Origin of the sequence: Flavobacterium sp. AED (assembly GCF_000812945.1) — a bacterium.
Classification (GTDB): domain Bacteria; phylum Bacteroidota; class Bacteroidia; order Flavobacteriales; family Flavobacteriaceae; genus Flavobacterium.
This window is the reverse complement of the sequence record NZ_JSYM01000002.1, coordinates 288,535-302,373: the sequence shown is the minus strand read 5'-3', so window position 1 is coordinate 302,373 and position 13,839 is coordinate 288,535. Positions and strand designations below refer to the sequence as shown.

Below are 13,839 nucleotides of genomic sequence, written 5' to 3'. Positions count from 1 at the left end.
ATAATAAATTTCATTGGATAATGATCACTTTGATTGATCTTCAATGGGTGCATCTAGCGCTTTACTTTTTAGGGATTCAATACTGTTATCTCGCGAAGATTTATCTTCAAAGATTTGACTTATTCCTAGAATTTTTCCGTTGAAGGATTTCAGGTTAAAATAAGGTTCGTCATTTGGAGATCTTTTGCGATTAAACTTTGAGTTATCCTGTGAGTTGCGTTTTACGGATTCGATACCGTTTATACACATCGTTTTTCTTGTGTAACTTCCACTCCTAAGAAGTATATTTCCTTTCTTATCTATAAAATCAAATTGAAACTCGCCAGTTGCTTTTTTGCTAATTACAAATTTTTCCATTTTAACATTAATCGTTTTTATGTTATTTATTTCTGATTTAATTATTATTCAGTCACTAAAAATAATTTTAAAAGTAGTTCCTACTCCTACTTTACTCTCTACACTTACTTTGCCATTCATAGATTCAATTTGGTTTTTTGCAATATATAAACCTATTCCATGGGCCTTTTCATGGGTATGAAATGTTTTGTACATCCCAAATAATAAATCCCCATATTTTTCTAAATCAATCCCTAAACCGTTATCCGTTATGGTTAATACTTTCTTTTCATTTTCTACAAAAAAATTAAACTCAATTATCGGAAATCTATCGGGATGTGCATATTTTATTGCATTTGTACTAAAATTCAACAAAACACTTTCCAGATAAGCAGGATTAAAAGTGACAATAGCTCCCTTAGCAACATTATTTATAATTCTCGCTTTATTTTCATGGTTATAACCACTAATTATGTTGCTGTTTTTTTTCAAATACAGATTCAAATCCAAAGGCTCTTTTATGACATTCAAATTATTCTGAATATTCACTATTTGGGATAAATTAGCTATTGTTTCATTCAAATCATCAGAAACAGTTCTTAAATACCCTAAAGTTTCTGTATTCTCAAGAGAATTTTCTTCTAAATCAATCATGTCCAGCAGCAATTTAATATTTCCAGCATGTGAATTTAAATTATGGGAAACGGTATGGGAAAAATTCAATAACCGACTATTGTGTTCGCTGTATAATTCCATTGCGCTGATTAATTCTAATTCTTTTTCCTTCTGCGAAGAAATATCTGTATGGGTCCCTATTACTCTTAAGGGCTTCCCATCAGGGCTTCTTTCTATGACTTTTCCTCTGTCAAGAATCCATTTGTATTTTCCACTTGACGTTAAAACACGATGCAAATTTTCATAAAATGGAGTTTTATTTTCAAAATGATTTTGAATCGTAGCATAATATTTTTTTAAATCATCCGGATGTACAATCTGATCCCATCGTTCCGGATTATCAAAAATATCTGTAGATTCTTGTTCTAATATTTTTAAAGATTGTGAGGAATAAAAAACGCTATTTGTTTGCAAGTCCCAATCCCAAACACCTGATGTTGAAGCTTCCATTGCAAAACGAAAACGTCTATCCGAGATTTCAAGTTGCAACTGTTGCACTTTAAAATCTGTTATATCTAAAACATTCCCCAAAAAAACAATACTCCCATCTGAATGCAATTCTGTTTTAAAAAACACCTTAAACCAACACAATCCTCTTTTAGGTAATACACTTCTAAATTCTAAATCTCCTTTTTTTTCAATCTTTCTGGAACCGATAAGAAAACGCAGTACTTTAATTTTATCGTCCTTATAGATACTATTATAAAAAAAAGACATAATAGTATCTGAAATAATATTATTTGACAATTCGAACATCTCACATATCGATTCACTCACTAATGGACTATGAAAATGATTGTCTGAAGAAACCGTAAACACGAAAATTTTTTCAGATAATTCTTTAAATAATTTTTTATAAAAATCACTTGTATGCATAGAATCATCTGTATTATAAAAATCAGATTTCATATTTTTTTAGTTTTAAAAAGTTCCAATCACCACAAAAAAATTACAATCAATCTTTTTAAAATGAAATATTTTAATAGCTCCGATTAAATGGAAAAATTTTCTCCTCTACTTAATCTTTTTCCGAAAGACACCCAATAAAACCCCACCTATCCCTGCTAGTATATTAACGCAATTTATTTTCAATGAAAAATCAGCAAAAAAAAACAAATTTATAAAGTTGGCCATAGCTAACCCTATCAGCGGAAGAAACATAAAATCGGTTTTGAACCTAAACTTAAAATCCAACGGATAAACTACAATTCCTAATCCCAAAAAAAATAGAGACAGTAAATAATACGTAAAACCCATTACAAATAAATCAGAAACAAAATCAATACAAAGTATTCCAACTAGGCAAAAAAACAATCCAAAAATTACTTTTTGATACATTTATTATTTTGAATTAAACAACGTAAATTATAATTATCCAAAACAAAAGACACTAACCAACGGATTATTAGAATATAACTTCCAATAGTTTTTTCATTCATTTTTTTGTATTTTTTTAGACTTTATAAATTACCACCACTTCATGCTTTCTGTAATTGTATGAATTAAAATCTGCTAATAAACTTGCTAATTATTATTTCAAAACACCTCAATAAAATCAGAGGTTACTGCAACTACCACTTCTGATATTGCAAATGTAACCCCAACAAAATCAATAGTTCGTAGAATATCTAACAATGCCGTGTAGAATTATTTCTACAAAAAAAATACCTGGTAGTAAGAATAATTTTATGTAGTAAATAAAAAATTCAATAACTACTATTGGATAAAATAAGTAGTTATTGAATTATGGTAATAAAAAAAGCAGATTTTGAAAAACAGCAACTATAAACTATTTACTATCCTCAAAGTATAAGTGAAAAAGTTCTATTAAAGCAGGTAAATTATCAATTTCCAGCTTTTCAAAAACTCTGTTTTTAAACGTACTAACGGTGGTCTTTTTAATTTTCAATAGCTCTGATATTTCTAAATTTCCATATCCTTTAATCAATAATCTGGCAACCTCTACTTCTCTATTAGACAATTGTTCTAATGGATTAATGGGTGTTTTTGAAATATAAGAGTCTAGAATTCTATCTTTAATATTTTGCGTTATATATTTTCCTGATAAAATCATGCTGGTTAATGCTTGCTTCATCTCTTCTTCTGAGCTGCCTTTATTTAAATATCCCGAAGCACCTGCATTCAAGTATCGCATGGCATAAATGTCTTCATCGTAGGCCGAAAATATTAAAATTTTAATATCCGGTTGAATATTTTTAATCTCAGTAATAATATTCAAACTATTACCGTCCGGAAAATTGATATCTAAAACCAGTAAATCAATCTTAGTATCTTTTAATACTTCAAAAGTATCTTTAAAAGTCCCGGACTGACTAATTTTAGCATTTAAAAACAACTCTTTAATTAGCAATGCAACACCTTGCCTAACAACACTATGGTCATCCGCAATTAAAAAAGAATAGTTATTTGATAATTTCATTTTTTATTAAATAAATTAAAATCGTTATGCATAAGTGCGGTAATAAATTATCAAATAGTTTACCATTACTACTTAAAATAAAAAATAAAATTTTCGTGTTTCTATTTTAAATGTGACTTAATATCAAATTAAATGTGATCTTAGTACCTTTACCTTCTTGACTTTCAACACTAATATCCCCATCAAATAATTCAACTATTTCTTTGCAAAGATTTAGTCCTAAACCAACACCTAAATCATTAACTTTTTCAGAGACTGTTCCTTGATAATAGGATTCGAATATATTTTTCAAATCATTTTCTGCAATACCAATTCCATTATCCTGAACTTCAACTTTTAAATTCATTTCGTAATCCGAAATAGGCTCTAAATCAATAGTAATCGCTATTAATCCCTTTGTGGTAAACTTATTAGCATTCCCGATTATATTGTAAAAGAGTTGATGAATTTTTGTCGCATCTGAATATACTTCCGAATCTGAATTTAAATTAGAATTTACTTTTATTTTATTTTCTTTAGTCTTCACTAATGAAGTCATAGCGGAGATTATTTGATCTATTTCTGTTTTTAAATGAAAATTTTTATTTTTTAATTTAGGTTTATGATTTTCATCTTTAGAATATTCTAAGATTTGATTCGCCAAAAGAAGTAATGAATTTGTAGTAAACTGAATTGATTTAAAAGTATCTTTTATCTCAATATCTTTAACTGAAGCACTTACTTTTTTGCTATAAATAGATATTATATTTAACGGTGACCTAATTTCATGGCTTATCATACCCATAATCCTATTTTTAAAATTCAAACTTTGACGTATTTGATTTTGGGCAATGGTTAATCTTTTTTCATACTCAAACGCCAAGCGTGTAAAACTCAAAAGTATAATTGAGATAATAAACATTAATACTATCAGTATTATTATGGTATAATTTCTAACTGTTTTATTTGATTGATATTGATTTAATAAATCCTTTTGGCCATCTGTTTGAAGTAAATTTGCAGAATTACTGTAATTTGGCAATACATTTTGACCTAAATTTAATAATTCATTATTAAGTGCAATTAAATTCAAGTCTTTATTTCTTAGACTTAAAAACGACTTTTTCAAGTTATTAAATTCATTTTCGTAATATTTGTTGGTTGTCAAAAATGCATTTGCTATTTGCTCTTCTATACTACCAGATAAAACTTTATCCTTATATTGCATAGTGACAACCGTATTTAACTGCTCTTTTTGCACCCTATATCTTCCCGTAAACGCATCTCCTAATCTTGAAATCAATCCTTTTCGAGAAACACTATCCACCTTCATGTAAGTGTCCGTTTTAATACTATCCAATATTTTTTTGAATCCGAACTTATTAAATTTAAAAAGCTTGGAAACATCGTCGTGATTTGGGCTAATTTGTTTGTCAATAATGGAATCAATTGACATTTTTAAAGCAAAAATATCTGTCTCAGCATTATTTTTTTTAATCAATATCTTTTTAAAGTCCTTATTATCTTTAGCAACCATATTAAGGCTGTCAATCAAGGAACTCATTTCATGCAATGAAACCAAATATTTTTTTAACGAAACCTCATCTTTATAATTAATGTAATTATTGAAGTGTTCTTGAGAGTTAAGAAGAGAATTATTTACCTTATTTGTAAATTTTGCTATTTTATTTGAAGACGATATATCATCAAAAGCTTTTGAAACTTTAGTTTCATTTGCTGTTTCATTATACCAAATTATAACGACTATAACCTGCAAAAAAATAACGCATGTCAACAAGGTGTAATGAGCAACTTTCCTATGTTCAAATTTTAATCTTTTCGATAAAAAGGTATTCGATATAAAGTATTTTCTAATCAAAATTTATTGTTTATTTAAATAAAAAAATGAGTTAAGATAAAATCCCAACTCAGAAATTATATTTAGTGTTTTTAAGATAGAGATTACATAAATATAATATTTTTAATTAATAAAAACACAAAAAACATATTTCAATACCATTCATTTTACGCTGAAATTTGTATTTATTTTTTCCTTTATACAAAATAATTGACTACAAAAATAACTAGCTTAAAAATAACATACTGTAGAACATTAGAAAACTTCATGTAGAATTTGTTCTACATGAAGTTTTCTAATATTCTTAAAATTTGAATTATTTAATTGAAATTTAATGCCGTAAATGAATTGTGAAAAGGTAAATGAGAATTTGGCACAATCTTTCAAAACATTTTTTTTATCTGCCGAAGTCATCTTGCAAACGAACAATATCCTCTTCATCAGAAGGATTTTCAGGGTCAGTATGTTGCCAAATCTCGGCTACTATTCCCCACGAATCTAGACCTATCAAGCGATGACGTTCTCCTTTGTCCATTTGGATAAAAGTACCCGGAGCCAGTTTTTTAAGTTCACCTTCTTCATCTGTCAAACTAGTTTTTACCCCAACAATTCCAGAGAGTATTTTCCATATTTCTGCTCTGCGATGGTGAAATTGCCATGACAACCGTTTATTTGGGGCAACTACCAAAATTTTCGGACTTAGCTTATTGGTAATTTTAATTGTTTCCATTTCAAGTTGTGGAAAAAATTTAGCGGCAAAGGCTGGCGCCTGACTTTCGTCAATCACAAAAAAACCTCCCCAAGGACGCGTTTCATCTTGTTTTATAACGGTAAAATTTTCTTGTTTTAGAGCTGCTGCAATTTGTTCAAAAACAGCACTTTTTTCTAAAGTATCAGGTATGTTCAGATTCATTTTTATTGTTTTAAAAAGTAATTATTCGGTTGATCTAATTGATGCTACTGCAGGTTTCTATATATAATAAAATCATTGGATTTCAATTTTGGATTTCCCATCAGGATTTTTGCTCCTTTTGGAAGCCTGATTTCTTTTGCTAAGCCAAAGTTAATGATTACAGTGATTTTGTCTCCTTCAAAAGATCGGGTAAACAAAATTTGATTATCATGATGCTCTAATAGGTCATATTTTCCATATTGTAACACTTTTTCATTATTCCGTAACGCAATCAATTTTTTGTAGTTGTTTAGAATAGAATTTTCTTTGTTCATTAAATCATGAACATTGACTTGACTATAATCCGGATTAATTTTTATCCAAGTTTTTTCAGTTGAAAATCCTGCAAAAGCATTGCCATTCCATTGCATTGGACTTCGAGATTTATCACGGTTGTGCTCATTCCCTTCAACAAGTGCTTCATCAGGATTTTTACCTTTGGCTAAAGCCAAATCATAATGGGTTCTTCCTTGGATATCTACTATTTCTTTCCAGTTCTTGGCAATACTATTATGCATACCAATTTCTTCTCCGTAATACACAAACGGAACTCCTTTTGCGGTAAGCATCAAGGCCGCTAATGCCAACCCTTTATCAGGATTCCCATTGGCTAATCGGTCCATCATTCTGGGCATATCATGACTTCCAAAAAACAAAGTGGGATAATTGCTCATGTTTTTTTCCATACTTTGCAATTCCTCAAAAATACGCTGCGAAGAAAATGTTTTGATGCTTCCAAAGTTGAAATTAAAAACAACATCCAATAAATCTTGCGATTGGTATTGCTTCAAGACTTCAATTTTGTCACTTCCTATTTCGCCAACAATGAAACGATTATCATACTCGTTTACGGTCGATTTTATAATTCGCATGGCATTTTTCACACCTTCTTGATCAATGTCATTGCTATGTACTTGCAGTCCGTCTTTGACAGGATTATCAGCTGTAATCCCGTTGGTGTTTAAAAAATTAATCACATCCAATCGAAATCCATCCACACCTGTATCCAACCAAAATCGAAGCACTTTTTGAACCTCAGCAACCACTTTAGGATTGGACCAGTTGAGATCAGCCATTTTTTTATCAAACTTATGATAGTAGTATTGGTTGGTTACAGTGTCTTTTTGCCAGGCTGTTCCGCCAAAGAAAGATTCCCAATTGTTGGGTTTATCTTTCCAGATGTAATAATCCCGATACGGATTGTCAATTGATTTCCGGGATTCCTGAAACCATTTGCATTCCGTAGAAGTATGATTCAGCACCATATCCATAATTACTTTGATTCCTCTTTTATGGGCTTCCTTCAAAAAAGTATCAAAATCCTCTTTACTGCCGTAAGTGGGATCTACCTCGTAATAATTAGCAATATCATAACCGTTATCTACTTTTGGAGAAGTAAGAAATGGCGTGAGCCAGACTCCTTTTATTCCCAATGATTTCAAATAATCCAACTTATCAGTCATTCCTTTAAAATCGCCATATCCATCCCCATTGCTATCCGCATAACTGGGCATATAGATTTGATAAAAGACCGATTCTTTCCACCATTTTTGTGAGTTCTGGGTATTTTGTGCGGCCATTGAGCTACTATTCAACATAAAAAAAGAAAGTAGCGCAATAATCATTATGCTCGATTTCATAAGCAAATCCTTTTATTTTTTCTGTTGAAACTTATAATCCACCACAATACCATTCACCAACATTTTAGTGCCTTGCTGCGTGATTTTACCGCCTGATGGGACACAAACAATTACTGCTGCACTTTCTGGTGCAATCTTTATTTTAGCAGCAGCAGCAACATTTCGGGCTACAAAACGTCCCGATACCGTATTATACAAATCTACTTTTTTTCCTTTTTCGACAGTTATAGAAACTGTTTTATCAGTGGTATACGGATTATAGTATAAAAAAGACGGGTAGGCTTTATCATGATAAAAATCAGTCGCCAATAAATTCAATTGTAATATTCCTGTAACATCAGTTGCACGGATAATACTTCCAAAAATACCTGCGTGTCCGCTTCCATAAACACTGAATTGAGATTCCTTTGGATTTTCTCCAAGTACCCAAAGTGGTCCGTCACCTTGTGCCACGGGACCTTTTAAATGTTCATGCTCTTTATAACTGGATTGACGAATCATGCCTTCGTAACCGATTACTCCTTTTGAAACTTCAGCCAGTTCAGGATTCGTTTCATGCTCATCCGGCATGTATTGCGGGTAAAAAAAACGGGAGGCATTTGCTGCATTCAACATCCATTTACCAATTGCCGTGGCATACGATTGATCGTATCGAACCATAGGAACTAATGGCCATGCCGCATCATAAGTGTTCATTAAAAATCCGTAACCACCATGATCTACCGTGCTGCCCACAATTCCTGAAATATCAATTCCATTCCAGTTCCCTACTAATACGCCCCATCCTTCTCGACATACAGCGGTTCCGTCAAAGCTCCAACCCAACATTTTATTAGTGTCATACTGCTTCCCTTGCTCCGCATTTATTCTTGCCGATAAATAAGCTCCAAAAGGCATTAATAATTCGTAGGTAGGATTTATGGGTTGCGATTCTAGTGCAGTTAATGCACTCATCGCTCCTTTTAAATATCTTGGATCACCAAACTTTTTATACGCTGCATACAAAACCCAGGCATGACCGGCTGCTGCATCCGGCTGCGCACAGATGTTATTTTTCATGGGTTTCATTTTGCCATAATCAAAATAGGAATAATCATAATTCCCATTCAATATAGAATCCGCCTTGAAAAATTTTTCTGCGATACTTTTAGCGATTTCCTTAAAACCCGGTTCTTTAGGATATTTGTCATAAACGGCATAAAACAAGAGATTCGGATATACATCGTACCACCAGTCACGTCCATAACCACCGCCTAATAAAGCAACTTCCGGACACGTATTATTCATCATAATATCCCAACCCGCTTCTTTATTATAATAGTTTTTAAGCATTCCAACATAGTCCAGATTTTGTTGTTTGCTTTTGTCTATTCCCACCAAACTAGCTCCTAATGTGGCTCCCATAGTTGCCAAAGCTTCATGAAACATCCCTTTATTATTTTTTCCTTGTCTTACATCTCCAACTGCAGTGTACATTCCTACAACATCTTGAGGAAAATTCTTTTTACTACTGTCTATCCATACCATAGGCCAAAATTTTCCTTTGGCATTGAAATCAAATACGGTACTATCAAAACGGAGCGCCAGTTTTTTATAATCGATGATTTGCAATGGTTTTGGCAAGTTGGGCATTTGATCCACACGAGCTATTTTTTGTTGTTTAACTTGGGCTGTTCCATTTATTCCGAAAAGGATAAAAAACAGGCCTGCGAAAGTGATTTTGAAAATAGTATTCATTTCTTATTTTTATTTAGTTGTCACTATATTTTAAATAATAACCGTTTTATTACACCAATTTTTCTGCTACTTCATTCAGTACTTTGACATCAATTTCTGTTTCCTCCGGTGAAAGCAATTTTCCTTCTGCAATAATTTTTTTGGCAACATAAATAGAACTTAACTGCAATACGGCAACAATTACAATAGCGTATCGCAACGCAATTTCAGTAGAGATGGCATAAGCCAAAACAAGAAATGTTCCAGCACCCAAAAATCGACCTACAAACAAACCCGCTTCATGATTTAGAATATAAGCAAACTCACCTCTCTTTTCTATTTTTGAAACAATATCAATTACTTTAAATTGGATTGGAAAATACGCCAAATCCATTAATGGTTTTGCAATCAGTAACAATAAGATAAATAAAATTACGCCTGTTTGATTGAATAAAAAAGCATTGATTACAGCTCCTAAAGCAAATAAAGACAAACCGGCAGTAAATATTTTTATACGATCTGATGGTTTAGAAAGCCTTCCTAAAACATACATAATTACCGCTGCAATTATTGCTCCAATAGACTGTGCCGTTCCTAATGCTCCTTCTTTACCTAACAACAACATAATAAGCATTGCTGGCGCTGTTACCAAAAAACCTTGTACCAATCCTTTCAACAAAGATAAGGACAGCAGTTTATACCATAACTGATGAAATTTAAAAAACACATATTGTTTCTGTTCCGGGTTTTTAAATGTTCCTCTAAAACAAACTATAGATGCCGCAACAGTCACTAAAAACACGATTCCCGTAATGATTAAATAGGCTGTATGTATCTGTGCTTCGTCTCCACTTGATTCAATAAACCAACCAATAGTAATAGGAATGATAACTGCTATAATGGTATAGAAAAAAGTTTCTAAACCATAATAATAATTTCGATTCGTATCATTGGTAATGGCTAATGCCAAATAATCTCGGTTAGACCAATAAAAACCAAAAGACAGTCCCATAGTAATTCCAGCAAATCCAATCCCTACTAAATCGAGTGTTTTCAACGACATCATAATCATCATGGAAACTCCGCTGAGCATCATTCCCGCCGAATATAATTTTCTAATGTTAAAATGCTTCAACAAATAGCCATTCAATAAAAAAGTAAGCGGAATTCCTGTGTAAATAGTAAGCTGATAAATCACCACTTTTACGGGATCATTGGAACTTCTCATCACATAAGCAGCCACAAAAATATCTATAACAGGCAAAACGATGGCATAGACCAGATTTGTAAGCACCAGTATTTGAAAATTGTGGGTCTGACTTTTAAAATGACCAATTTCTGTTTTTAGTTTCTTGAACATTAGTTAAATTTTAAAAGTGAATAAATGTCTTTGATAGAAAACTCCGCACCACAAACAAACTCATCCGAAGCACCGTAATAAATGGTAACAGTATCGCCATCAGGATGTATTACATGCCCGTTAGTAAATACTACATTTCCAAAAAATCCAGTCAACTCATAGGTTGCGGTAGGTACCATAATAGGGTCTTCTGTTCGAGCAATTACTTTTGTTGGATTTTCTAAATCCATTAAAAAAGCCCCTAAGCAATATTGATGTGCTGCATTCGCTCCATGATAAATAGACAACCAGCCTTTTTCTGTTTTTATGGGAGCAGCTCCTGCACCCACTCTTTTACTATCCCATAAACCGGCCCTTGTTTTAATAATACAATGATGATTTCCCCAGTGAAGTCCATCTGGAGAGGAAGTGATCCAAATATAATTTCCTCCAATATCAACACTACTCGGGCGGTGTAAAGCGTAATACAGACCATTAATTTTTTCGTCAAAAATGGCACAATCCTTATTGTGAGGAGGCAGCATCATTCCGTGTGATTCAAAATTTTTCCAATCCGTTGTGGTGCGTAAACCTACTCCTACTCCATTATCGGAAACTGCGGTATAGGTAAGGTAATATTTATTTTCAAGAAAAGTTACCCTACAATCTTCAACTCCAAATGTTTCCAACATTCCTTCACCAACTAAAGACGGATAATTCTCCGGTTCATAGAAATGGTGCCCATCATCGCTACACAATAATCGCAGGTGAGATAAAGTAGTTAAATAATCAACTCCTTTATAATTAATGACTCTGGCATCACTTGCGTCTAATTCCGGGTCATCCGTAGAAATTTCGATGATTTTAATAGCTCCTGTTTCCGTTAAAATAGGAAAAGAAATGATATTCTCTTTTTGTTCCGGTCTTTCGGCTACGCGAACAATCAACCATGTTTTCCCTTTAAATTGAAATACACCCGGATTAAGAAGACAGGTAATTTGTAAACCTTCTCTACTGGCTGGTAAATCTGCTGGAGATAATAATGGATTTTGTATAAAACGTTTTGCAATATCTTTCATGCTATTCTATTTTTAGTTTTTTAGTTTTTTTTTTAAGTCCAAATCCATTTCTACATACGGAAAGGAGTAGTTTAACAGTAAATTTATTCATAAAATTTACAACTATTCTATTTATTTACAGATATATATAATGAAAATCAATTTCCATTAGACTTAAAAAAATGGTACAGATTTATGAAATTCGTGTGTATGCGTTATGAGTTTAGATTTTACTTTTAATTATCAGAAATTAATTCAAAATATAAAAATAGAGAAGTAGCAATCTTTTTTAAATTCAACTGCTACTTCTCAGGGGGATATTAATTAAACCAAACCACTTTAATTAAAACATTAATACCCTGGATTTTGTGTCAAAGTACCTGCTGAAGCATCAATTTCTGATTGAGGGATTGGATACAACATGTGTTTGTCTTGGAAACTTTTTCCATGAGCTGTCATAACTGCTTTAGCAATTCCCCATCTTTTTAAATCCAACATTCTTTGATTTTCGAAACCAAGTTCCGCTCTTCTTTCTGAAATTAACCAACCTTTTATAGTCGCTTTATCTGTAGAAGCTACTCTGTCTGGCAAAGTTCCTACTGGAGGAATTGTTCCTAATGCCGTTACAGTAGTTCTTGCTCTGGCTCTAATTTGATTGATAATAGCAATCGCTCCTGAATAATTTCCTGTTTCATTAAGTGCTTCAGCTTTCCAAAGCAGGGCATCTGCATAGCGCATATATACTTTATTTGTAGGCGCATCATCATTCCCTTTATTGGCACCATCTAAACTACCTAACATTTTATTCACATTCTGATTGGCTGCATCTACTGTGTATAATTTTCTTGGATCATTTGGTTCAAATGAATTTAAGAAATTAGTACTTGGAGCAAAGAATCCCCATCCCAAAGGAGCACAAATTCCATTACCTTTTCTTGGCGTTGCATTGGATTGATGATCGTAAGAAAAAATAACTTCATTATCAGTATATTCTTTAGAGGTACTGAAACTATCGAAATAATTAGCATTCAAACTGAACCCAAGTCCAGCTAACTCATCAACTAAAGTAGGAACCTCAGTCCATTTTTCCGTATACAAAGCCGCTTTTGCCTGAAGTGCAATAACAGCACCTTTAGAAACTCTCCATTTTTCTGTTGGAGAAGAATATTTAGAATTTGGTAACAATGCTTTTGCTAAAACCAAATCTGATTTTATTTTATCCCAAACCAATCCTTTATCAGCTCTCACTGCAACATCAAAAGCTTCCTGATATGTTTTTACCGGTGCCAGAATTAAAGGCACATCACCAAAATTAGTTACCAAAGAAAAATAGTAGTATGATCTTAAGAAATAAGCTTCACCCAACAATTGGTTTTTTCTTGCAGCAGTGATTCCGGTAACCGTTTCAATATCCGCTTTTGTCAATAATTCTATTGCGGCATTAATTCTTTTAATTCCTTCGTAATCATATTTCCACAAACCGTTTGGTCCTCCATTAGTAGACGTAAATGTGAAATTATTAATTTCGTCTATCCAAGGTTGATCCCCATCAGAAGACCATTTTTTCTCCATATCATCCGATGCGATGTCTTGCATGATGTAATCATTTTGAAAAACTAGACCTCCACCCCAATCCCATTCGGCCAAAATATTCAATCTGTTGGAAAGCAATTGGTACGATGAACTCACCGATTTTTCCAATGTGTTTAATGTTGGAGTCGTATTTGCCTGCTCCAACGTTGTTAATCCAATTGGGTCTTGCGTAAGTTCGTCTTGACAACTCGCCAATGACAACAAGCCCAATAGAATACCCGTTTTAAATAAATTTTTCATAATTTATATTTTT

General features: G+C 32.5%; 10 protein-coding genes. All 10 read right to left on the bottom strand.

Annotated elements, in window-relative coordinates; genetic code table 11:
• Positions 1-24 precede the first annotated feature (24 nt).
• Positions 25-357, bottom strand: a complete 333-nt coding sequence (locus OA85_RS10510; protein WP_039109710.1) for a YegP family protein — start codon at positions 355-357, stop codon at positions 25-27.
• Positions 358-405: 48 nt separating this feature from the next.
• Positions 406-1,920 (bottom strand): PAS domain-containing protein, encoded by a 1,515-nt coding sequence (locus OA85_RS10505; protein ID WP_039109709.1) that lies wholly within the window; start codon positions 1,918-1,920, stop codon positions 406-408.
• A gap of 880 nt (positions 1,921-2,800) precedes the next feature.
• The gene (locus OA85_RS10495) at positions 2,801-3,451 is read right to left on the bottom strand and encodes a response regulator transcription factor (RefSeq protein WP_039109707.1); all 651 of its coding nucleotides are present in this window, start codon (positions 3,449-3,451) and stop codon (positions 2,801-2,803) included.
• A gap of 106 nt (positions 3,452-3,557) precedes the next feature.
• A complete protein-coding gene (locus OA85_RS10490) occupies positions 3,558-5,309 on the bottom strand; it encodes a HAMP domain-containing sensor histidine kinase (protein ID WP_156129448.1) in 1,752 nt (583 codons plus the stop codon).
• Positions 5,310-5,685: 376 nt separating this feature from the next.
• Entirely contained in the window at positions 5,686-6,201 is a 516-nt protein-coding gene (locus tag OA85_RS10485) for a phosphoheptose isomerase (protein ID WP_039109705.1), read from the bottom strand.
• A gap of 44 nt (positions 6,202-6,245) precedes the next feature.
• A complete protein-coding gene (locus OA85_RS10480; protein ID WP_156129447.1) occupies positions 6,246-7,880 on the bottom strand; it encodes an alpha-amylase family glycosyl hydrolase in 1,635 nt (544 codons plus the stop codon).
• 12 nt (positions 7,881-7,892) lie between these two features.
• Positions 7,893-9,617, bottom strand: coding sequence for a hypothetical protein (locus tag OA85_RS10475; RefSeq protein ID WP_052257213.1), 1,725 nt, complete (start codon positions 9,615-9,617; stop codon positions 7,893-7,895).
• 49 nt (positions 9,618-9,666) lie between these two features.
• Positions 9,667-10,956: an MFS transporter gene (locus OA85_RS10470; protein WP_039109704.1), complete on the bottom strand. Its 1,290-nt coding sequence runs from the start codon at positions 10,954-10,956 to the stop codon at positions 9,667-9,669.
• Complete coding sequence (locus tag OA85_RS10465) at positions 10,956-12,014, bottom strand: glycoside hydrolase family 130 protein (protein ID WP_039109703.1); 1,059 nt, start codon at positions 12,012-12,014, stop codon at positions 10,956-10,958. Before OA85_RS10465 ends, OA85_RS10470 begins: the two co-directional genes overlap by 1 nt.
• Before the next feature lie 330 nt (positions 12,015-12,344).
• Positions 12,345-13,826 (bottom strand): RagB/SusD family nutrient uptake outer membrane protein, encoded by a 1,482-nt coding sequence (locus tag OA85_RS10460; protein WP_039109702.1) that lies wholly within the window; start codon positions 13,824-13,826, stop codon positions 12,345-12,347.
• Between the last annotated feature and the right edge of the window lie 13 nt (positions 13,827-13,839).